The 20,128-nt window shown below is 73.0% G+C and carries 21 protein-coding genes; 5 read left to right on the top strand and 16 right to left on the bottom strand.

From position 1 onward, the window contains the following. Positions 1–75: 75 nt before the first annotated feature. Both OG472_RS12740 and OG472_RS12745 read left to right on the top strand, forming a co-directional pair. Entirely contained in the window at positions 76–873 is a 798-nt protein-coding gene (locus tag OG472_RS12740; RefSeq protein ID WP_383573524.1) for a hypothetical protein, read from the top strand. Positions 874–1,079: 206 nt separating this feature from the next. Continuing rightward, a complete protein-coding gene (locus OG472_RS12745; protein ID WP_405829519.1) occupies positions 1,080–1,451 on the top strand; it encodes a hypothetical protein in 372 nt (123 codons plus the stop codon). 37 nt (positions 1,452–1,488) lie between these two features. On the opposite strand, the gene der is transcribed toward OG472_RS12745, so the two are convergent. From der to OG472_RS12770, 5 genes are all read right to left on the bottom strand, one after another. Continuing rightward, positions 1,489–2,952 carry a ribosome biogenesis GTPase Der gene (der, locus tag OG472_RS12750; protein ID WP_383573254.1) on the bottom strand — a complete coding sequence of 488 codons (1,464 nt, stop codon included), beginning with the start codon at positions 2,950–2,952 and terminating at the stop codon, positions 1,489–1,491. Between the two features lie 75 nt (positions 2,953–3,027). Beyond that, entirely contained in the window at positions 3,028–3,717 is a 690-nt protein-coding gene (locus OG472_RS12755) for a lysophospholipid acyltransferase family protein (RefSeq protein WP_401608966.1), read from the bottom strand. Next, the gene (gene cmk / locus OG472_RS12760; RefSeq protein WP_405829521.1) at positions 3,672–4,379 is read right to left on the bottom strand and encodes a (d)CMP kinase; all 708 of its coding nucleotides are present in this window, start codon (positions 4,377–4,379) and stop codon (positions 3,672–3,674) included. Before cmk ends, OG472_RS12755 begins: the two co-directional genes overlap by 46 nt. Positions 4,380–4,575: 196 nt before the next feature. After that, positions 4,576–5,664, bottom strand: coding sequence for a prephenate dehydrogenase (locus OG472_RS12765; protein ID WP_383573245.1), 1,089 nt, complete (start codon positions 5,662–5,664; stop codon positions 4,576–4,578). Between the two features lie 132 nt (positions 5,665–5,796). After that, entirely contained in the window at positions 5,797–6,240 is a 444-nt protein-coding gene (locus OG472_RS12770) for a YidB family protein (RefSeq protein ID WP_405941431.1), read from the bottom strand. 138 nt (positions 6,241–6,378) lie between these two features. Between OG472_RS12770 and OG472_RS12775 the strand changes: the two genes are divergently transcribed. From OG472_RS12775 to OG472_RS12785, 3 genes are all read left to right on the top strand, one after another. Continuing rightward, positions 6,379–6,720 (top strand): DUF952 domain-containing protein, encoded by a 342-nt coding sequence (locus OG472_RS12775; protein WP_401608958.1) that lies wholly within the window; start codon positions 6,379–6,381, stop codon positions 6,718–6,720. A gap of 83 nt (positions 6,721–6,803) precedes the next feature. Then, positions 6,804–7,286 (top strand): Rieske (2Fe-2S) protein, encoded by a 483-nt coding sequence (locus OG472_RS12780; RefSeq protein WP_405829524.1) that lies wholly within the window; start codon positions 6,804–6,806, stop codon positions 7,284–7,286. Between the two features lie 28 nt (positions 7,287–7,314). After that, on the top strand, positions 7,315–7,995 hold the full coding sequence (locus OG472_RS12785; RefSeq protein WP_401608954.1) for a DNA polymerase beta superfamily protein: 681 nt from the start codon (positions 7,315–7,317) through the stop codon (positions 7,993–7,995). Here the strand turns inward: OG472_RS12785 and OG472_RS12790 are convergent. The 11 genes from OG472_RS12790 to ald all read right to left on the bottom strand — a co-directional run bounded on the left by OG472_RS12790 (position 7,984) and on the right by ald (position 20,090). After that, positions 7,984–8,742: a DNA polymerase beta superfamily protein gene (locus tag OG472_RS12790; RefSeq protein WP_405941432.1), complete on the bottom strand. Its 759-nt coding sequence runs from the start codon at positions 8,740–8,742 to the stop codon at positions 7,984–7,986. The genes OG472_RS12785 and OG472_RS12790 overlap by 12 nt on opposite strands. A gap of 3 nt (positions 8,743–8,745) precedes the next feature. After that, complete coding sequence (locus OG472_RS12795; protein WP_405941433.1) at positions 8,746–9,756, bottom strand: ADP-ribosylglycohydrolase family protein; 1,011 nt, start codon at positions 9,754–9,756, stop codon at positions 8,746–8,748. Next, positions 9,753–10,481: an NUDIX hydrolase gene (locus OG472_RS12800; RefSeq protein ID WP_401608947.1), complete on the bottom strand. Its 729-nt coding sequence runs from the start codon at positions 10,479–10,481 to the stop codon at positions 9,753–9,755. Before OG472_RS12800 ends, OG472_RS12795 begins: the two co-directional genes overlap by 4 nt. Beyond that, entirely contained in the window at positions 10,478–11,557 is a 1,080-nt protein-coding gene (locus OG472_RS12805) for an AAA family ATPase (protein WP_405941434.1), read from the bottom strand. Before OG472_RS12805 ends, OG472_RS12800 begins: the two co-directional genes overlap by 4 nt. Further along, on the bottom strand, positions 11,554–12,162 hold the full coding sequence (gene pnuC / locus OG472_RS12810) for a nicotinamide riboside transporter PnuC (RefSeq protein ID WP_401608945.1): 609 nt from the start codon (positions 12,160–12,162) through the stop codon (positions 11,554–11,556). Before pnuC ends, OG472_RS12805 begins: the two co-directional genes overlap by 4 nt. Before the next feature lie 161 nt (positions 12,163–12,323). Further along, entirely contained in the window at positions 12,324–13,724 is a 1,401-nt protein-coding gene (locus tag OG472_RS12815) for a pseudouridine synthase (protein WP_405829528.1), read from the bottom strand. After that, complete coding sequence (gene scpB, locus OG472_RS12820) at positions 13,724–14,359, bottom strand: SMC-Scp complex subunit ScpB (RefSeq protein WP_405829530.1); 636 nt, start codon at positions 14,357–14,359, stop codon at positions 13,724–13,726. Before scpB ends, OG472_RS12815 begins: the two co-directional genes overlap by 1 nt. After that, positions 14,356–15,894 carry a segregation/condensation protein A gene (locus tag OG472_RS12825; RefSeq protein ID WP_405941435.1) on the bottom strand — a complete coding sequence of 513 codons (1,539 nt, stop codon included), beginning with the start codon at positions 15,892–15,894 and terminating at the stop codon, positions 14,356–14,358. The genes scpB and OG472_RS12825 overlap by 4 nt, the downstream gene beginning before the upstream one ends. A gap of 1,069 nt (positions 15,895–16,963) precedes the next feature. Next, positions 16,964–17,503, bottom strand: a complete 540-nt coding sequence (locus OG472_RS12830; protein ID WP_383573207.1) for a hypothetical protein — start codon at positions 17,501–17,503, stop codon at positions 16,964–16,966. Then, complete coding sequence (locus tag OG472_RS12835) at positions 17,488–18,606, bottom strand: ParA family protein (RefSeq protein ID WP_361760339.1); 1,119 nt, start codon at positions 18,604–18,606, stop codon at positions 17,488–17,490. Before OG472_RS12835 ends, OG472_RS12830 begins: the two co-directional genes overlap by 16 nt. Before the next feature lie 368 nt (positions 18,607–18,974). After that, positions 18,975–20,090, bottom strand: coding sequence for an alanine dehydrogenase (ald, locus tag OG472_RS12840; protein ID WP_030720084.1), 1,116 nt, complete (start codon positions 20,088–20,090; stop codon positions 18,975–18,977). Between the last annotated feature and the right edge of the window lie 38 nt (positions 20,091–20,128).

Raw genomic sequence — 20,128 nt, forward strand, 5'->3', positions numbered from 1 at the left:
ACTCGTCCGTTGAGCCCGGCGAGCCGGGAGTCCCCCGGCCCCGCACCTATGCCGAGGAGCCACCCCGTGCCGCGCATGCTCGACGTCAGTGATGAGGTACGTGCCGAGATCGGTGACGAAGAAGCCGACAGGCTGCTCGTCGGCGAGGACGCGCCGCGCAGTTACGACTGCACTTCCTGCCGCACCCCCGGCGACCCCGAGAACGACCGCACCAGCACGGTGCTGTTCGTCGGCGAGGAGACCGCCGTCCTCGCCTTCGCCCACGCCGCCTGCATCCCCTCGCAGGTCGTCTCCGTGTCGGAGGAGCAGCTCCAGGGCGCCGTCCGCAGCATCACCGGCGACAGCCCGGCGCCCGGCGCCGACGGCAACGCCCCGCAGAACGTGCCCGGCGGCCAGGCGGTCCTCGGCATCACCAGCGGCCTGATCCTGATCGGCGGCGAGCTGCACCCGGCCCTGGTCGTCGAGCCGACCGCCCCGATCGCCCGCCCCGGCAGCGACGGCCCCGGCGACGACTTCCTGCCGCTCCTCATCGAGCAGGGCTTCATCCCGGTCACCGACACCGCCGAGCTCCCCACCGTCCTGGGCGGCTGGTCGGTCCTGCTCGCCGCCGGCCAGCTGCACGCCGTGCTCCAGCCGGGCTCCGAGGGCGGCGGCCAGGTCGCGTGGTGGCAGGCGCACCAGGCGCTGTCGGTCACCGACGGCTGGCGCACCGCCGTCCAGAAGACCCAGCGCGTGCTCATCTACGCCGCCCCGGTCGGCTCCATCGGCCAGCAGCCCCGTGAGGACCTGCTCCGCGACGCGCTGGACAAGGCCGCCGCCGCGGGCAAGCTCGTGGCCGCCGCGATGCCCCTGGCGGGTACGCCCGGCGCCTGATCCAGCCGGGACCGGAACGGCCGCCAGCCCCCGCCGAGGGGGCCCGGCGGCGTGCGCCGGGGGTGTGCGGTCCGTCCCGCACACCCCCGGCGATCTGCGTTTCCTCCCCCGTCACCCCGCATCCGCAGGCCGTCGGTTTCGTTGGCTGATACGTGCATTCATACGACTCCTCCCGCGCCCCGTCCTATCCGAGCACCGTCCCCGCGATGCGCCCCGCACGCGACCGGGACAGCGCACCGGCCGTCTCGCACACCCCGATCTACGACACGCTGTACTCGGAGTACCTGCGTGCCTTCCGGGCACTGCCGGGCGACCGTTCGGGCGAGGAGGACCTCGGGTTCACGTCCTTCTCCTACGGGGGCTCCTACACCGTCGGCGCCGGCTCGTACGGCAGCGGCTGGAACGGTTCCGCGTGGCAGCGGGCCGACGACTGGCAGCCCTCGTACACCCCGCAGCCGCAGCCGCAGCCGGCGTACTCGTACGCGGGCAGCTCCGGATACACGAGCGGGCGGCAGCACCAGACCGGGATGACGCACATCCCGGCGGCCCTGCCGCCCGCTCCGCGCCGGGGCTACTGACCCCGGACAGCGCTTCCGCGCACCGCTGCCGGCGCTGCTACTTCTTCTTCTTGTACTGCGCGCCGCGCTTCTCGCGCACCCGCACCGAGATGTGGATCGGGGTGCCCTCGAAGCCGAACTCCTCGCGCAGACGGCGCTCGATGAAGCGCCGGTAGCCGTGCTCCAGGAAGCCGGAGGCGAAGAGGACGAACCGCGGCGGCTTGCTGCCCGCCTGGGTCCCGAACAGGATGCGGGGCTGCTTGCCGCCACGGATCGGGTGCGGGTGGGCGGCGACGACCTCACCGAGGAAGGCGTTCAGCCGGCCGGTGGGGACGCGCGTCTCCCAGCCCGCGAGGGCGGTCTCGATCGCCGGGACCAGCTTCTCCATGTGGCGGCCGGTGAGCGCCGAGACGTTCACCCGGGGCGCCCAGGCGACCTGCTGCATCTCGGTCTCGATCTCGCGCTCGAGGTAGTAGCGGCGCTCCTCGTCGAGCTCGTCCCACTTGTTGTACGCGACGACGATCGCGCGGCCGGCCTCGACGGCCATGGTGATGATGCGCTGGTCCTGGACGCTGATCGTCTCGGTGGTGTCGATCAGGATGACCGCCACCTCCGCCTTCTCGACGGCCGCGGCGGTGCGCAGGGAGGCGTAGTAGTCGGCGCCCTGCTGGAGGTGGACCTTCTTGCGGATGCCGGCGGTGTCGACGAACTTCCAGGTGATGCCACCGAGCTCGATCAGCTCGTCGACCGGGTCGCGGGTGGTGCCGGCCAGCTCGTTGACGACGACACGGTCCTCCTTCGCGACCTTGTTGAGCAGCGAGGACTTGCCGACGTTCGGACGGCCGATCAGCGCGATCCGGCGCGGGCCGCCGGGGGCGGCGCCGCCGAAGGTCTGCGCGGGCGCCTCGGGCAGGGCCTCGAGTACGGCGTCGAGCATGTCGCCGGTGCCGCGGCCGTGCAGCGAGGAGACCGGGTGCGGCATGCCGAGGCCCAGCGACCACAGGGAGGCCGCGTCGGACTCGCCGCTCTGGCCGTCGACCTTGTTGGCGCACAGGACGACGGGCTTGCCCGCCTTGCGCAGCAGGCGGACGACGGCCTCGTCGGTGTCGGTGGCGCCGACCTTGGCGTCGACGACGAAGACGACCGCGTCGGCGGCCTCGATGGCGTACTCGGCCTGGGCGGCGACGGAGGCGTCGATGCCGAGGACGTCCTGCTCCCAGCCGCCGGTGTCGACGACCTTGAAGCGCCGGCCGGCCCACTCGGCCTCGTACGTGACGCGGTCGCGGGTGACGCCGGGCTTGTCCTCGACGACCGCTTCGCGGCGGCCGATGATCCGGTTCACCAGGGTCGACTTGCCGACGTTCGGGCGGCCTACGACGGCGAGGACGGGCAGCGGGCCGTGGCCCGCCTCCTCGATGGCGCCTTCGACCTCCTCGATGTCGAAGCCCTCTTCCGCGGCGAGCTCCATGAACTCCGCGTACTCGGCATCGCCAAGTGCTCCGTGGTCGTGCTGGTCGTTCATGAAGTCCGTTCCTCGTCGTTCGTGGTGGTCGGTGGCACCCGCGCAGCGCGGTTCCACTACTAGGTCAAGTCTCGCTCAGCGCCCGGTGAGGCGCTTGGCATCGGCCAGGTGGGCGGTCAGCCGGTCCTGGATGCGTGTGGTGGCCTGGTCCAGCGCGGTACGGGTACGTCGGCCCGTGCCGTCGCCGGCGTCGAAGGCGGAGCCGAAGACGACGTCGACCCGGCTCTTGAAGGGCGGCAGCCCCGGGATCAGCTTTCCGCGGTTCTCGCTGCTGCCCAGGACGGCCACGGGCACGATGGGCGCTCCGCTGCGGACCGCGAAGTACGCGAGACCCGCGCGCAGCGAGGCGAAGTCCCCCTCGCCGCGGGTGCCCTCGGGGAAGATCCCCAGGGCCCCTCCGTTGTCGAGCACCTTCAGGGCGCGGCCTATCGCCGCCCGGTCGGCGCCGGTGCGGTCGACCTTGACCTGCCCGATCCCGTCGAGGAAGGGGCCGAGCGGGCCGACGTACGCTTCCTTCTTGATCAGGAAGTGCAGGGGCCGCGGCGCGGTGCCCATGACCATCGGGCCGTCTATGTTGTGCGAGTGGTTCACGGCGAGGATCACGGGACCGGAGGCGGGCACCTTCCAGGCGCCCAGTACGCGCGGCTTCCACAGCCCGTACATGAGCCCGATGCCGATGCGCCTGCCGACCGCCGCACCCGTGAGGGAGGGCGATTCGCTCACTTGCGGCCCACCCGCTTCTCTTCGACCAGGGTCACGACGCATTCGATCACCTGGTCGAGCGTGAGCTCGGTGGTGTCCACCTCGACGGCGTCGTCGGCCTTGGCCAGCGGGGAGGTCTTGCGGCCGGAGTCGGCCGCATCGCGCTTGATCAGCGCCTCCTTGGTGGCCGCCAGGTCGGTGGCCTCCTTGCCGCGGAGCTCTCCGCTGCGCCGGGCGGCGCGCGCCTCGGCGGAGGCGGTCAGGAAGACCTTGAGGTCGGCGTCGGGCAGGACGGTGGTGCCGATGTCCCGGCCCTCGACGACGATCCCGTCGGCCTCCAGGGCCGCCGTGGCGGCGATGGAGCGCTGCAGGTCGGTGATCAGGGTGCGCACCTCGGGGACCGCGCTGACGGCGCTGACCTTGGAGGTGACCTCCTGGGTCCGGATGGGCCCGGCGGCGTCCAGCCCGTCGACGGTGATCGTCGGGGCGGCCGGGTCGGTGCCGGACACGATGGTGGGCTTGCCGGCGGCGATCGCGACGGCCTGCGGGTCGTCGGTGTCGACACCGTTGGTGATCATCCACCAGGTGATGGCCCGGTACTGGGCACCGGTGTCCAGGTAGCGCAGCCCGAGCTTGGCGGCCACGGCCTTGGAGGTGCTGGACTTGCCCGTGCCGGAGGGACCGTCGATGGCGACGATCACGGCGGACGGAGCTGCGGTTTCCACGGTGCGGGCACCTTCCTGGTTGCGCGTACGTGTCCGGGCGCGGCAAAACGCCCCTCCCCAAGGTTACCGGCCCCCGACAGCTCCCGGCCCCGCCCGGTTTTCCGGCTTCGCCGGCACGATCCGGGCCGGCTGCGTTCGAGGCGCGGGGCGCGGGGCGGAGCCCGGTCTTCGAGCCCCGCCGGCGTGTGGAGCGCGGCTACTGCTGCCGCAGCGCCCAGCCCCGTTCCCGCAGCTCGGCCGTCAGGCCGGCCGCCGCCCGCGGCTCCACCATCAGCTGCACGAGCCCCGCCTGCTGCCCCGTCGCGTGCTCGATGCGCACGTCCTCGATGTTGACCCCCGCCCGCCCCGCATCGGCGAAGATCCGCGCCAGCTCGCCCGGCTGGTCGCTGATGAGCACAGCCACCGTCTCGTAGACCGTCGGCGCCGCGCCGTGCTTGCCCGGCACCCGCACACGGCCCGCGTTCCCGCGCCGCAGCACGTCCTCGATGCCCGCCGCGCCGCCGCGCCGCTTCTCCACGTCGGCCGACTGGAGGCCCCGCAGCGCCTCCACGGTCTCCTCCAGGTCCGCCGCGATCCCGGCGAGGACGTCGGCCACCGGTCCCGGGTTGGCCGAGAGGATCTCGACCCACATCCGGGGGTCGGAGGCCGCGATCCGGGTCACGTCCCTTATGCCCTGCCCGCAGAGGCGGACCGCCGTCTCGTCGGCCTCCTCCAGCCGGGCCGCGACCATGCTGGAGACCAGCTGCGGGGTGTGCGAGACGAGCGCCACCGCCCGGTCGTGCGCGTCCGCGTCCATCACCACGGGGACGGCCCGGCACAGGGCCACCAGCTCCAGCGCGAGGTTCAGCACCTCGTGTTCGGTGTCCCTGGTCGGGGTCAGCACCCACGGGCGGCCCTCGAAGAGGTCCGCGGTGGCGGCGAGCGGGCCCGACTGCTCCTTGCCCGCCATCGGGTGCGTCCCGATGTACGCGGTGAGGTCGACGCCGAGCGCCGCCAGCTCCCGCCGCGGTCCGCCCTTGACGCTGGCCACGTCCACGTACGCCCGCGCCGCCCTGCGTCCGATCAGGTCGGCCAGGGTCGCCGCCACGTGGGCCGGCGGCACGGCGACGATCGCGAGGTCGACCTGGCCCTGGGGCGCCTCGTCGGTGCCGGCCCCGAGGGCGGCCGCCGTGCGGGCCCGGTCCGGGTCGTGGTCGGCGAGGTGCACGGTGATCCCGCGCGCCGCCAGGGCGAGCGCCGCGGAGGTGCCGATCAGTCCGGTTCCGATGACGACGGCGGTTCTCACGGGCGCTCCAGGGTTGTGTACGGCACGGTGACGGGACTGCCTGGCCAGGGTAGCCAGAGCGGGCGCACGAGGGCCCGGCAGTCCGTCCGGTGGGACGGCGGCCGGGCCCTGACGGACCGTCGTCCGCGACGGTCAGATCGTCTGCGCCTTGATGATGTCCTCCAGCGAGCCGGACGGGACCTGCCCCTGCGGGGTCAGCTTGTCGACCGCCTGCGGCAGGACCTGCGCGATCTGGTCGGCGGCCTGATCCGGGGAGATGCCGGCCTGCTCCGCGGCCTTCTGCAGGGCCCCGTCCGGCAGCGCCTCCTTGATCTGGTCGGCGCTGACGGGCTTGTTCTCACCGGTGCCGATCCAGGACTGCGCCTGGTCGGCGAGGCCGGACCTGGTCAGCATGTCCAGCAGGCCGCCGAGCGGATCGTTCGCACCGTTGCCGCCGGCCGCCTGGCCGCCGGCGCCGCCGCTCATGAGCGCGCCGAGCAGTGAGCCGAGGATGCCGGCTCCGCCGCCGCTCCCGCCCGGGCCGCCACCGCTCCCGAGGAGGCCGCCGAGGAGAGAGCCGAGGTCGTTACCCGCCATGGTCCTGCCTTTCGACGAGGGACCGGGCCGCGCGGACAGCGCCGTACCCGGCTTCGGGACACGGACAATGTCACCCGGACCGCCTCAGGCCGCCACCTGGTGCGTGGGTCCCCCGGCCGCTGCGGTAGAACGATCGGCATGATCTTCCACATCGTCGCGCTCGCCGACTGGACAGCCGCGCCCGGACTCCCGTTCGCCCCGCCCTCGCTGGACTCGGAGGGTTTCGTGCACTGTTCGGCCGATCGCCCCACGGCGCTCGCGATCGCCGACGCGCACTACCGCGAGGTGCCGGGTACGTTGCTCGCGGTGGAGCTCGACGAGGACGCCCTGACCGCGGAGGTCCGCCGGGAGGGTGAATCGGGCGTCCGTTACCCACATGTTCACGGCCCGCTGAACCGGGAGGCCGTGATCCACGTGTGGGAGGTCGTACGCACTCCTGGCAGTCCTGCCTCACTGGCCCCATGGGAACCGGTCCGGTGAAACGGCGCGGCAAGCTTCACCTGAGGCTCGCCGCAGGCCAGGATGCTGCACGCCCTTCCCGGCCACAACGCGAGGAGAGACTCATGAGCGACCCCACGCACACCGCCCGGCGCACGGTACTGGCGGCGGGCGCGGCCGCCCTGGCCGGCGGTGCACTCACCGCCTGCGGCAGTGACGGTGAGAAGACCCCCCAGGGACAGTCGAACGGCTCGGCGCCCGCGCCCGCCGCCTCCACCGCCCCCACCGCCGCCACCCCGGAATCCGGTTCGGCGGGCACGGAGGTCCTCGTCAAGTCCGCGGACGTGCCCAAGGGGGGAGGCACGATCCTCAAGAAGGAGAAGCTCGTGGTCACCCAGCCCACGGCCGGATCCTTCCGCTGCTTCACGGCGGTCTGCCCGCACCAGGGCTGCCTGGTGAACAAGGTGGAGAACGGCACCATCGACTGCCCCTGCCACGGCAGCACGTTCGCGATCGCGGACGGCGCGGTGACCAAGGGCCCGGCCACCAAGGGACTGGCGGAGAAGAAGATCAAGGTCGCCCCGGACGGCAATATCTCGCTCGCATAGCGGCAGGTCAGGCGCCTACGCTCGCCGGATGGACGATCTGACCCTGGTACGGGACCACACGGTCTACCGATGCGTGATGGGCTCCCGGGCGTTCGGGCTGGCGACGGAGGCGAGCGACACCGACCGGCGCGGTGTCTACCTCGCCCCGACGCCGCTGTTCTGGCGGTTCGAGAAGCCCCCCACCCACGTGGAGGGCCCGCGGGACGAGGAGTTCTCCTGGGAGCTGGAGCGCTTCTGCGAACTCGCGCTGCGGGCCAACCCGAACATCCTGGAGTGCCTGCACTCCCCCCTGGTGGACGAGCTCACGCCGGTGGGCGAGGAGCTGCTCTCGCTGCGCGAGGCCTTCCTCTCCCGCCGGGCCCACACCAGCTTCAGCCGGTACGCGGCCTCCCAGCGCGGCAAACTCCTCGCCGACGTCCGCGTCCACGGCGCCCCGCGCTGGAAACACGCCATGCACCTGCTGCGCCTGCTGCTGTCCTGCCGCGACCTGCTGCGCACGGGCCGCCTGACCATCGACGCCGGCCCCTACCGCGACCGCCTCCTGGCCGTCCGCCGCGGGGAGCTCACCTGGGACGCGGTCGACGCCTGGATGGCCCGCCTCCAGGAGGAGACCGAGACCGCCCTCGCCGTCACTCCCCTGCCCGCGGAGCCGGACCGCGCCCGTGTCGAGGACTTCCTGGTCCGGGCCCGCCGCGCGTCAGCCGCCTAGCGCCCGGCGCCGTACGACGAACTCGTCGAGGGCGTCGTACGCCGACCCGTGCTCGGGCAGCGCGGAGGCGGACTGCGCCGCGTCCAGCACCGCGTGCAGCGCCTCGAAGTCCGCGCGCACCCCGCCGACGGCCGGGCCCTCGTAGCCCCCGTGTTCGGCGGCGACCTTCGCCTCGATCAGGGCGGCCAGGTACGGGGGCGCCTCGGGCACCTCTGCCAGCAGGGTCGGCAGGTGTGCCTGCACCGCGCCCGACCGCATCAGGTGGATGCCGGTCAGCAGCGCCCGGAACGCGTAGAGCAGCGGCTTGAGTTCGGCGGCCTTCCCGAAGAGCCGCCACTGCGTGTTGGCGAACCCCCGGTAGTGGTGGGCGTGATGGGAGGTCAGCACGCCCGGGGCCAGCGCGATCAGCTCCTCGTGCGCCGGTGTCGTGTGGACCACGAGCGGGGAGAGCAGCTGCTCCAGGACGTAGCCGTTGCGGTTCAGCATCAGGCGGACGAACTTGCGCAGGTCGTGCGTGACGAGGTCCATCTCCACGTCGTCCCGGTCCCACATGCGGGTGCGGGTCTCCTCCGGTTCGCGCAGGCCGAGGAGGGCCTGCGCCGGCAGGAGGTGGGCGCCCCGCAGGTCGATGTCGGAGTCCCGGGACGGGAAGCCGTACAGGTGGGCGCCCGACACCGTGGCGAAGAGCAGCGGATCGGGCTGCTCCGCCACGACGGGGGTCAGGTCGAGACTCAGTGCGTCCAGCATGGATCAAGCATCCCAGAGGGCGCCGAAGGCGAGGAGTTCGTCCCGGTACTCGATGCGGCCCTCCCAGTCCCGGGGCCAGACGTCGGCGCCGAGGTGCGCCCCGGCGAAGGCGCCGGCGAGGCAGGCGATGGAGTCCGAGTCGCCCCGCGTGCAGGCCGCCCGGCGCAGCGCCAGGAGGGGCTCGTCGGGGAAGAGGAGGAAGCACTGGAGGGCCGTGGCGAGGGCCTCCTCGGCGATCCAGCCGTCGCCGGTGGTCAGGCAGGGGTCGGTCTCCGGGGAGGGGGACCGCAGGGCGGCCGCCAGCCGGTCCAGGACCGCCAGGCACTCGTCCCAGCCCCGGGCGATGAAGGACTCCGGCGAGGCGTCGGAGGAGGTCCGCATCCAGAGGTCGCCGAGCCAGCGCTCGTGGTAGCGGGTGCGGTTCTCCAGGGCGTACGAGCGCAGCCGTCCGACCAGGCCCGTCACCTCGGTGCCCGAGGCCAGCAGGTGCACCGCCCGTGCCGTCAGGTCGGAGGCGGCGAGCGCCGTCGGGTGGCCGTGGGTGAGGGCCGACTGGAGCTGGGCGGCGCCCGCCCGCTCCTCGTCCGTCCAGCCCGGCACCAGTCCGACCGGGGCCACGCGCATGTTCGCGCCGCAGCCCTTGGAGCCGACCTGGCTGGCGTCCCGCCAGTCCCGTTCGGGCAGGTTCAGGAGGCTGCACGCCTTGAGGCAGGTGTTCCCGGGTGCCCGGTTGTTCTCCGGGGAGTGGTACCAGTCGACGAACTCCTCGCGGACCGGGCGGGCCAGGCGCAGCGGGCCGATCGGACCGCGCTCCGCGGCGGTGCGCATCCCGCGCGCGAGGGCGAGGGTCATCTGGGTGTCGTCCGTGACGATCGCCGGGCGCGGGAGCTTCATCTCCCGCCACGGTCCCGTCTTGGCCAGGATCGAGGGTACGTCGTTGAACTCGGTCGGGAAGCCGAGGGCGTCGCCCAGGGCCAGGCCTATCAGGGCGCCCGTCGCGGCTCGCTTCGTCATCGAGTGGGTCCTTCCGGTCGGAGCAGGGGGGGATGGAGGGAGGTCGCCGGGCCGGGCCGGTAGAGGGCGGCCGGTTTGCCGCGGCCTCCGGTCAGCCGGGCGGCGCCCGGCACGGCCTCCACGAACCCGGGCGTCGTGAGGACCTTGCGGCGGAAGTTGGGGCGGTCGAGGGTGGTGTCCCAGACGGTCTCGTAGACGGCTCGGAGCTCGCCCAGGGTGAACTCGGGCGGGCAGAAGGCGGTGGCCAGGCAGGTGTACTCCAGCTTCGAGCCGATCCGCTCCCGGGCGTCCGCCAGGATCACGGCGTGGTCGAAGGCCGGGTCGCAGACCTCCCCGACCGGCAGCCAGCGGGCCTGCGCCGCGTCCCCGCCGCCCTCCGCCGCCGGCTCGGGCATGTCCGGGACGAGGGCCGTGAAGGCCACCGAGACCACCCGCATCCGCGGGTCCCGGTCCGGTTCGCTGTACGTGCGCAGCTGTTCCAGGTGGAGCGCCGCCACCACCTGCTCCGGCAGGCCGGTCTCCTCGGCCAGTTCGCGCCGGGCGGCGGCCTCCGCGGACTCCCGCGGCAGGACGAACCCCCCGGGCAGCGCCCAGGCCCCTGCGTACGGCTCCTGGCCGCGCCGGATCAGCAGCACGTGCAGGGCCCCGTCGCGCACGGTGAACACGGCCAGGTCGACCGTCACCGCGAACGGCTCGAAGGCGTACGGGTCATAGCCGGGGGTCATCGGTTCTCCGGAAGGGGGTCGGTGAAGTGCCAGCCCTCGGCCAGCAGCTCGTCCACGGCCCGGGCGGCCGTTTCCAGCCGGGCCGCCCGGTTGCCGCGCACGACGAGGAAACGCCTCCCGGTGCGCTCCAGTTCCGCCCGGAGCCGCCCGGTCATCCAGGGTCTGAGCTGCGGTCCGTCCCGCAGTCCGTCGTCCTCGAAGGGCACGTCGGCATGGTCGGTGAGCAGGTACAGGTCCCGCCGGGTGAGGTCGGCGATCCGCTCGACCTCCTCGTTGCGGCCGCCCATGTACCGCTCGTGCCAGATCCCGGTCGCGAAGGAGTCGGTGTCGCAGAAGAGCACCGGGGAGCCGAGCCGGGCGGCCTGCTCCTCGTCCGCGTCCTGGCGGCGCGCGATGACCGGGAACTCCTCCGAGGTGAAGGACACGTCCGCCCAGGACGCCGCCGGGTCGGCCGCGCGGGCCGCCGCCAGCTTCTCCTCGCTGTACCGGCGGCCGTACTCGGCGACCCAGCCGGTCTTGGCCCAGACGCCGCCGCGCTGCCGGTAGTGGTCCGCCAGGGCGCGCGACAGCGTGGTGGTCCCGGTGGACTCCGCGCCGAGGACGACGACCCGCCGGGTCAGCGCGGCGCGCACGGCCGGCCCTAGGAACTCCCAGGAGCCGGCCGGGTCGCTGCGGACCGCCGTCCCGGACACCGGGAACAGCGTCCGCTCCCGGTCGACCAGGACCTCCTCGGCGCCGAACCGCCGGGCGAGCTCGCTCCCGTACTCCTCCGAGGTGAACACGGCGTCCACCCGCCCGGGGACCGCACTGCGGAAGACCGCCATGTGCGCCTCCCAGATCTCCGGGTCGTGCAGGTCGACCGGGATGTCGTCGACCGCTCCGACGACCCGGGCACCGGGGTGCGCCTCGCGCATCCAGGCGACCCGGTCGGCGAGCGGGACCGACTCCACCGAGGCCGCGCACACCAGCACGGTCAGCCGCTCGCACTGGTCCTGGGCGGTGCGCACGAGGTGGTGGTGGCCGGCGTGCGGCGGGTAGAACTTGCCGAGGACCAGGCCGTGCCCGTGGCGTCTCATGCCGTCGCCTCCGCCGTCGTACGGGCGTCCCGCGCCGGCAGCGTGCGCCGCCAGCCGAGGAGTCCGGCCACGCACAGGACGAGGAAGCCGACGTAGAGCGCGGAGGTCAGGTAGAGCCCCTTGTACGCGTAGAGCGGGATGTAGACGAGGTCGGCGGCGATCCACAGCCACCAGGACTCCACGAGCTTGCGGCACTGCCCGTACGTGGCGGCGAGCGAGAGCCCGGTGGTCAGCGCATCCCAGAACGGGACGGTGGAGTCGGTGGCCCGGCTCAGCAGCAGCGTGAGCCCGAGCACCGCCACCGCCCCCGCCGCGGCGAGCCCGGCCCATTCGGTGCGCGTGGTGCGGCGTACCGGCAGGGCCTCGGCGGATCCTGGTCCACCCCCGTGGGTCCAGGACCACCAGCCGTAGGCGGCGAGGGCGATGAAGACGATCTGGAGCCCGGCGTCGGCGTAGAGGCCGGCCTGGGCGAAGAGCACGATGAAGAAGACGTTGTTGGCGATGCCGATCGGCCAGTTGGCGACGTGCTGCCGGGCGACCAGCCAGACGCACAGGGCGCCGGTGGCGAAGCCGAGCACCTCGGTCCAGCTCATGGTCCAGCTCATGCCGACCCCCCTCACTCCGGTTAATGGTCAGTCTGACTATAAACAGGGAGAGGGGTCCCCGACAAGCAGAGAACCCGCGGCGCCCTGGGGCACCGCGGGTTCTCTGCGAACGGGGATCCTGCGAACGGGCCGGCCACCTGTGCGGTGACCGGGACCGCCTCCTACAGACCGACCTCGCGCATCAGCATGCCGACCTCGGTGTTGGTCAGGCGGCGCAGCCAGCCGGACTTCTGGTCGCCCAGCTCGATCGGCCCGAAGGAGGTCCGGACGAGCTTCTCGACCGGGAAGCCGGCCTCCGCCATCATGCGGCGGACGATGTGCTTGCGGCCCTCGTGGAGGGTGACCTCGACCAGGTAGTTCTTGCCGACCTGGTCCACGACGCGGAAGTGGTCGGCGCGGGCGTAGCCGTCCTCCAGCTCGATGCCGTCCTTGAGGCGCTTGCCGATCTCACGCGGCAGCGGGCCGGTGATGGCGGCGACGTAGGTCTTCTTCACGCCGTACTTCGGGTGCGTGAGGCGGTGGGCCAGCTCACCGTGGTTGGTGAGCAGGATGATGCCCTCGGTCTCGGTGTCGAGCCGGCCGACGTGGAAGAGACGCGTCTCACGGTTGGTGACGTAGTCGCCCAGGCACTGGCGGCCGTCGGGGTCCTCCATGGTGGAGACGACACCGGCGGGCTTGTTCAGCGCGAAGAACAGGTACGACTGGGTGGCGACGGTCAGGCCGTCCACCTTGATCTCGTCCTTCGGCAGGACGCGCTTGCCCTGCTCCAGCACGATCTCGCCGTTGACCTCGACGCGGGCCTGCTCGATGAGCTCCTCGCAGGCGCGGCGCGAACCCATGCCGGCGCGGGCGAGCACCTTCTGCAGACGCTCACCCTCCTCCTCGGCACCCGGGAAGGTCTTCGGGGTCTTGATCACGGGCTTGTCGGCGTACCGGTCGCGCACGCGCTCCTCGATGCGCGCGTCCAGCTCGCGCGGCCGGGACTGGCCGCTGCGGCTGCCCGGGCCGCTGCGCGGGCCGCCGGCCCCGCCGATGCCGGGGGTCCTGGAGGTCTTGGGGCCGCCCTTGGCGCCACCGCGTGCGGCCGCGCCACGGGCACCGCCGCCGCCGGCCTTGGGGCCGCTGCGACCGCTGCGCTCACCTTCGGGGCCCACGTCGTAGCGGCGCTCCTCGGGGCGCGGGTTGCGGATCCGCGGCGGCGGAGCCTGGTCGCGGTCGCGCGCGTCCGAGCCGCCGCCCTGGTAGCCGCCACCGCCCTGGTAGCCGCCGCCGGAGTTGCCGCCCTGGTAGCCGCCGGAGCTGCCGCCGCGGTAACCGCCGCCGCCTCCGGTGGAGCCGCCGCGCGAGCCGCCACCGCGGGAGGAGCCGCCGCCGGTGGAGCCACCGCGGGAGCTGCCACCGCCGGAGGAGCCACCGCGGGAGCTGCCACCGCCGGAGGAGCCACCGCCGCGGTAGTTGCCGCCGGAGGAGGAGCCGCCGCGGGGGTTACCGCCGCGTCCGCCACCACCGCCGCCGCCGCTGTTCCTGTTGCCGCCACCGTTGCCGTTGCCGCTGCTTCGCATCAAAGTTCCGTCGTCTTGTCGTCGTCTTCATCGGTATCCGGTGAGTCCGGATCGAACGACGGCACACCTTCTTGCGTCTCGGCTTCGATCGCGTCCGCCTCGGGGAGGAAGGGCGCGAGCTCCGGGAGCTCGTCCAGGCCTCGTAGGCCCATCCGCTCCAAAAAGTGGTTCGTCGTCCTGTACAGGATCGCACCTGTTTCGGGTTCCGTCCCCGCCTCCTCCACCAGACCCCGCTGGAGGAGGGTCCGCATGACCCCGTCGCAGTTGACTCCGCGCACCGCCGAGACCCGCGACCGGCTCACCGGCTGGCGGTACGCGACGACCGCCAGGGTCTCCAGAGCCGCCTGGGTGAGCCGGGCCTGCTGGCCGTCCAGTACGAAGCCCTCGACGGCCGGGGCGTACTCCGCCCGGCTGTAGAACCGCCAGCCGCCCGCGACCAGCCGCAGCTCGAAACCCCGGCGCGCGGCCGTGTACTCGTCGGCGAGCTCGCGCAGCGCGTGCGCGACCTCGCGGGGGGTCCGCTCCAGGACCTTCGCGAGGTGCGCCTCGGTGGCGGGCTCGTCCACGACCATGAGCACGGCTTCCAGGGCCGGCTTCAGCTCCAGCGCGGCCACCGCGCTCGCATCGCTTCTCAATCCTTCGCCTCCACGATCTGGTCGAACTCGTCGGTCACGGTCGGCATCCCGTCGCCGTCCCCGCCGCTCCAGCGCACGGTGAGGGTCTGCAGGGCCTCCTCCTGGTCGAGGACCACGGCCTTCTCCCGGTAGAGCTCCAGGAGGGCCAGGAAGCGCGCGACGACGGTGAGGGTGTCGCCGGCGTCCTCGGTGAGCTCCTGGAAGGTGGCCTCCCCGCGCGCCTTCAGCATCCGCACCACGAGCCCGGCCTGCTCGCGCACGCTGACGAGGGGCGCGTGGATGTGGTCCACGTACACCTGGGGCTTCGCCTTCGGCTGCATGGCCTTGACGGCGAGGCGGGCGAAGCCTTCGGCTCCGATGCTGATGACGACTTCGGGCAGCAGGTCCGCGTGGTGCGGCTCCAGGCCCACGGTCCTCGGGTACCGCCTCCCCTCGGCCTCGGCCCGCCTCTCGAAGATCTCGGCGATCTGCTTGTACGCGCGGTACTGCAGCAGGCGTGCGAAGAGCAGGTCCCGGGCCTCGAGGAGGGCGAGGTCCCCCTCGTCCTCGACCTCGGCGGCCGGCAGCAGCCGGGCGGCCTTCAGGTCGAGCAGGGTGGCGGCAACGACGAGGAACTCGGTCGTCTGGTCGAGGTCCCAGTCCGGCCCCATGGCCCGGATGTGGGCCATGAACTCATCGGTGACCTTGGACAGCGCCACCTCGGTGACGTCGAGCTTGTGCCGCGAGATCAGCTGGAGCAGCAGGTCGAAGGGCCCCTCGAAGTTGTCGAGCCGCAACGTGAACCGCCCATCGCCTCCGACGGGGCCGCCAGACACTCCCCCTTGGGCCAGGCCCGCGGCGACCTCGGCCTGGCCGCCGGCGGCAGGGGCTGCGGCGCCCCCGGCCGAGCCGCCTCCGGCGGGGAGCGCGGTGACGAGCCTGCCGGCCGGAGGCGCGGCGGCCTCGGCCTGGTAGCCGACGGCAAGGGCTGCGGCGCCCCCGCTGCCGCCTCCGGCAAGGCCGGCAGCGTCCACGGCCGGACCACCCGGAGCGGCATCATCCCCGCCGGAGTAGCCGCCTGCGGCGGGCAGCGCGGTGAGTGGCCTGTCGGCCGGGGCGCCGTCCGCCGACGTGTCGGCCACGGCCTCCCCCGGCCCGGGCTGCGCCTGCTGGGGGCCTGAGGGCCCCTCCGGGGGCCCGGAGAGCTCCAGGGGCTCCGCCCCGCCGCCCGCCGCCGCGGGGCGCGCAGCGGGCACGTCAGGCTCGGCCTTGCCGCCAACGGCGGGAGCTGCGGCGCCCCCGGCCGGGGCGGCATCGGCCTGGGCCACGGCCGGGGTGCCGTCCAGTGGCCCGGGGCGCTCCTGCTGGGGATCTGCGGGCCCGTCCGCCGGGCCGGGGGTCCGGCGGGGCTCCGGGCTGCCCTCCGCCGCCACGGGCCGCGCAGCGGGCGCGTCAGGGGCTTCGGGATCCGCTCCTCCGTCGGCCGCGTCGGGGTTGCCGGGGCCGCGCCCCAGCAGTCGCCGGGGCGGTCGGCCGGATTCGGCGGGGAAGGGCATCGCGGTCCAGGTGGTACGCAGGGGCAGCGGCGGCGGGCTGGATGACAGCCACGAGCAGCCTAGTCCTGCGGCCGGAAAGTCCCGCCGGGGCGCGGCGCGCGGTGCCGCGCATCACACAGCGGAGGACGGCCGCCCCCCGCACCGGGCCTACGACAGCACCTCGCCGTCCGCCAACGCCGCCAGCTTTGCGGCCTGAAGGTCCCGCCCGGCGCGGCGGCAGGTCCGGGGCGAAGCGGAGGGCTGGTGTCCGCACCGGGAACGGGGGCCGGTGCGGTGCAGCGCACTGCGGTGGGCCAGCGCCTGCACCGGACGTACGGCAGCACCTCGCCGCCCGGCAAAGCCGCCAACTCTGCGGCCTGAGAGTCCCGCCGGGCGCGGCGGCCAGCCCGAGGCGCGGCGGAAGGCCACGGCGCCCGCACCGGACGTACGACGGCACCTCGCGTCCGGCAAAGTCGCCAACTCTGCGGCCTGAGAGTCCCGCCGGGCGCGGCGGCCAGCCCGGGGCGCGGCGGGGGGAACGGTGTCCGCACCGGACTTACGAGAGCGCCTCGCCGTCCGGCAAAGCGGCCTGAAGGGCCCGCCGGGCACGGCAGCCAGCCCGGGGCGCGGCGGAGGGCCGGCGAGCGCACCGGGAGCGGGGGCCGGTGCAGTGCTCGCGCACTGCGGTGGGCCTGCGCCCGCACCGGACGTACAGCTGCACCTCGCCGTCCGGCAAAGCCGTCGGCTCTGCGGTCTGAGGGTCCCGCCAGGCGCGGGAACCGGTCCGGGGCGCGGCGGAAGGCCGGTGTGCGCACTGGACGTGTGGCCCGCAGGCGCTCCATGGCCGACGGGTCCCGCCCGGGCGCGGGAGCAGGTGCGGTGCATCGCGCACTGCGGTGGGCCGGCGCCCGCGCCGGAGGTACGGCAGCACCTCGCCGTCCGGCAAAGCCGCCATGGCCGGGGGGCCGCGGCGGGCTTGGGGGCGGGCCGTGCCGTCCCGCGACGCCGCGGTGGCCCGGGCCGGCGGGGTGGGGTGCCGGGCCTCGGCTTCCGGGTGGGGCCCGGAACCCGGAAGCCGGCCGCCAGGCGGTCAGCGACCGCGCAGGCGGCGGACCAGGATGCTGGCGTCGCCGCGGGACTCGAGATCGGCGAGGACGACCGCCACCGCCTCGCGGACGATGCGGCCGCGGTCGACTGCGAGCCCGTGCTCCCCGCGCAGCACCAGCCGCGCGTGTTCCAGGTCCATGAGCTCCTCCGCGGAGACGTAGACCGTGATCTTCTCGTCGTGCCGTTCGCGGCCGCTGGGCCGCCGGTTCGCACCGCGGCCCTGCCCCTTGCCCCGTCGGGTCGCGCCGGTCGGGGCGGCGACCGCCCCGCCGGCCGGGCCGGCGGGGCTGACAGAACCTTCCTGCGGTCGCCGCGGCTGCCCCACGACGGGCCCGCCGGACGCCGTACCGGCCTCAGCCTCCCGGCTGCGGCCCTCCCCCGCGGTGCCCTCGGCCGAACTGGCCGAGTGTTCCGCGACGGGTGCCTCCTCGACCCCGCGCCGCGGCGAGGACGACTGGAGCGCCATCCCCCCGGTCGTACGGAACAGTTCGTCGGCTCCGGGCAGACTCACTCGGCGTGACACCGGGCGAGCACCTCCCTGGCCAGCTGGCGGTAGGCGGCGGCGCCGACGGAGTTGGAGGCGTACGTGGTGATCGGCTCACCGGCGACCGTGGTCTCCGGGAAGCGCACCGTGCGGCCGATGACCGTGTGGTAGACGTGGTCGTCGAATGCCTCGACGACGCGCGCCAGCACCTCACGGCTGTGCACCGTACGGGAGTCGTACATCGTGGCGAGGATGCCGTCGAGCTCCAGCTCGGGGTTGAGCCGCTCCTGCACCTTCTCGATGGTCTCGGTCAGCAGCGCCACGCCGCGCAGTGCGAAGAACTCGCACTCCAGCGGGACGATGACCTTGTGAGCCGCCGTCAGGGCGTTCACGGTCAGCAGACCGAGCGAGGGCTGACAGTCGATCACGATGTAGTCGTAGTCGGCCAGCAGGGGCTTCAGGGCCCGCTGCAGGGTGGACTCGCGCGCGACCTCGCTGACCAACTGCACTTCCGCAGCGGACAGGTCGATGTTGCTCGGCAGCAGGTCCATGTTGGGGACCGCCGTCTTGAGCAGCACCTCGTCGGCCGACATGCCCCGCTCCATGAGCAGGTTGTAGACCGTCAGGTCGAGTTCCATCGGGTTCACGCCGAGACCCACGGACAGTGCGCCCTGCGGGTCGAAGTCGACGAGCAGCACGCGGCGCCCGTACTCGGCGAGCGCGGCACCCAGGTTGATGGTCGACGTGGTCTTGCCCACGCCGCCCTTCTGGTTGCACATCGCGATGATCTTCGCCGGACCGTGGTCGGTCAGCGGACCCGGGATCGGGAAGTACGGAAGCGGGCGTCCGGTCGGGCCGATCCGCTCACGACGCTGGCGGGCAGCGTCGGGGGCGAGGGTGGCCGCGTACTCGGGGTCCGGTTCGTACTCCGCGTCGGGGTCGTAGAAGTGCCCTTCGGGCACATTGTCGTAGTCGGCGAAACCAGTGGGCTTTTCGCCGCTCAGGTCGCCGGCCCTGGAGTTCACGTCTAGGCCGTCCATGCTCTTTTGGGGCGTCGTCATGTGCTGGTGGTTTGCGAAGGTGCGTACCGCGACGGAGCCGACGGCTTCGAGCCCGGTGGGGCCTTGGCCCCGCTCGGGCATCCCTGCTCGACCACCCCCAGGGGCAAATGTCGACTCATTCACAAGTCGTCTTACCTCCTCGGACGTGACCAGGACACTTATCGATAGGTCAGCGTGGCACCATGCCGACGGTTGGCGACTCTATGGCGTGTCACCACTCAGCGGCAACACAATCCGCCGGACCCGGCACGATGTGTCGGCAACCGAACACCACTCTGTCAAGGGCGTGCGAGCTGTCGCTGCGAAGTTTCGCGGGTGCGCGAAAGGGTTAAAGGGTTACGTTCGAGGCGAGTTGAGCGGGGTCCCGGGCCACGCCGCAAACGGGTCCGGCCGGACCTTGCGGGCAAGGTCCGGCCGGATACGTGAGATTGACGTCAGTCGTTGACGCGTCAGCCGAGCAGCGTGCTCAGCTCGAGGGTCTCGAGACCGTGGGCCTCGGCAACGGGACCGTAAACGACCTGTCCGTCATGGGTGTTGAGGCCCAGCGCGAGCGCGGGGTCGCGACGCAGCGCCTCGACCCAGCCGAGGTTCGCGAGCTGCACGATGTAGGGCAGCGTGGCGTTCGTCAGCGCGTAGGTGGAGGTGTTCGGCACCGCGCCCGGCATGTTGGCGACGCAGTAGAAGACCGAGTTGTGGACCTGGAAGGTCGGCTCGGCGTGGGTGGTCGGACGGGAGTCCTCGAAGCAGCCGCCCTGGTCGATCGCAATGTCGACAAGTACACTTCCGGGCTTCATCTTGGCGACGAGCTCGTTGGTGACCAGCTTCGGCGCCTTCGCACCCGGGATCAGGACCGCGCCGATGACGAGGTCGGCCTCGACGACGGCCTTCTCGAGCTCGAAGGCGTTGGAGACGATCGTCTTGATCTTCGTGCCGAAGATCTTGTCGGCCTCGCGGAGCTTGTTGATGTCGCGGTCGAGCAGGGTCACGTGGAAGCCCATGCCGATGGCGATCTGCGCGGCGTTCCAGCCGGAGACACCGCCGCCGATGACGACGCACTCGCCGGCGTGGGTGCCGGGGACACCGCCCGGGAGGACGCCGCGGCCGCCGGCCGAGCGCATCAGGTGGTAGGCGCCGACCTGCGGGGCCAGCCGGCCCGCGACCTCGGACATCGGGGCGAGCAGCGGCAGCGCGCGGTTGGCGAGCTCGACCGTCTCGTACGCGATGGCGGTGGTGCCGGACTCCAGCAGGGCGTCCGTGCACTCGCGGGAGGCCGCGAGGTGCAGGTAGGTGAAGAGCGTCTGGTCCTTGCGGAGGCGGTGGTACTCCTCCGCGATCGGCTCCTTGACCTTCAGCAGCAGGTCGGCCGTGGCCCAGACCTCGTCGGCGGTGCCGAGGATCTCCGCACCGGCCGAGACGTACTCGGCGTCCGTGATCGAGGAGCCGACACCGGCGTTCTGCTCGATGAAGACCTGGTGGCCGTTGCGGACCAGCTCATGCACGCCGGCGGGCGTGATGGCGACCCGGAACTCGTTGTTCTTGACCTCGCGGGGGATGCCGACCTTCATCGTCGATCACGGTCCTTGGCTCAGGGGATTTTTCGGGG

The organism is Streptomyces sp. NBC_00207, assembly GCF_045160965.1.
Classification (GTDB): domain Bacteria; phylum Actinomycetota; class Actinomycetes; order Streptomycetales; family Streptomycetaceae; genus Streptomyces.

Excerpts from the sequence above, each read along its gene's own strand:
- OG472_RS12740 (WP_383573524.1), top strand. The coding sequence starts at position 76 with ATGCTCGACGTCAGTGATGAGGTACGTGCCGAGATCGGTGACGAAGAA.
- OG472_RS12745 (WP_405829519.1), top strand. The coding sequence starts at position 1,080 with ATGCGCCCCGCACGCGACCGGGACAGCGCACCGGCCGTCTCGCACACC.
- der (WP_383573254.1), bottom strand. The coding sequence starts at position 2,952 with ATGAACGACCAGCACGACCACGGAGCACTTGGCGATGCCGAGTACGCG.
- OG472_RS12755 (WP_401608966.1), bottom strand. The coding sequence starts at position 3,717 with ATGCGTCGTGACCCTGGTCGAAGAGAAGCGGGTGGGCCGCAAGTGAGC.
- OG472_RS12770 (WP_405941431.1), bottom strand. The coding sequence starts at position 6,240 with ATGGCGGGTAACGACCTCGGCTCTCTCCTCGGCGGCCTCCTCGGGAGC.
- OG472_RS12775 (WP_401608958.1), top strand. The coding sequence starts at position 6,379 with ATGATCTTCCACATCGTCGCGCTCGCCGACTGGACAGCCGCGCCCGGA.
- OG472_RS12780 (WP_405829524.1), top strand. The coding sequence starts at position 6,804 with ATGAGCGACCCCACGCACACCGCCCGGCGCACGGTACTGGCGGCGGGC.
- OG472_RS12785 (WP_401608954.1), top strand. The coding sequence starts at position 7,315 with ATGGACGATCTGACCCTGGTACGGGACCACACGGTCTACCGATGCGTG.
- OG472_RS12790 (WP_405941432.1), bottom strand. The coding sequence starts at position 8,742 with ATGCTGGACGCACTGAGTCTCGACCTGACCCCCGTCGTGGCGGAGCAG.
- OG472_RS12795 (WP_405941433.1), bottom strand. The coding sequence starts at position 9,756 with ATGACGAAGCGAGCCGCGACGGGCGCCCTGATAGGCCTGGCCCTGGGC.
- OG472_RS12800 (WP_401608947.1), bottom strand. The coding sequence starts at position 10,481 with ATGACCCCCGGCTATGACCCGTACGCCTTCGAGCCGTTCGCGGTGACG.
- OG472_RS12805 (WP_405941434.1), bottom strand. The coding sequence starts at position 11,557 with ATGAGACGCCACGGGCACGGCCTGGTCCTCGGCAAGTTCTACCCGCCG.
- pnuC (WP_401608945.1), bottom strand. The coding sequence starts at position 12,162 with ATGAGCTGGACCATGAGCTGGACCGAGGTGCTCGGCTTCGCCACCGGC.
- OG472_RS12815 (WP_405829528.1), bottom strand. The coding sequence starts at position 13,724 with ATGCGAAGCAGCGGCAACGGCAACGGTGGCGGCAACAGGAACAGCGGC.
- OG472_RS12825 (WP_405941435.1), bottom strand. The coding sequence starts at position 15,894 with ATGCCCTTCCCCGCCGAATCCGGCCGACCGCCCCGGCGACTGCTGGGG.
- OG472_RS12835 (WP_361760339.1), bottom strand. The coding sequence starts at position 18,606 with ATGCCCGAGCGGGGCCAAGGCCCCACCGGGCTCGAAGCCGTCGGCTCC.
- ald (WP_030720084.1), bottom strand. The coding sequence starts at position 20,090 with ATGAAGGTCGGCATCCCCCGCGAGGTCAAGAACAACGAGTTCCGGGTC.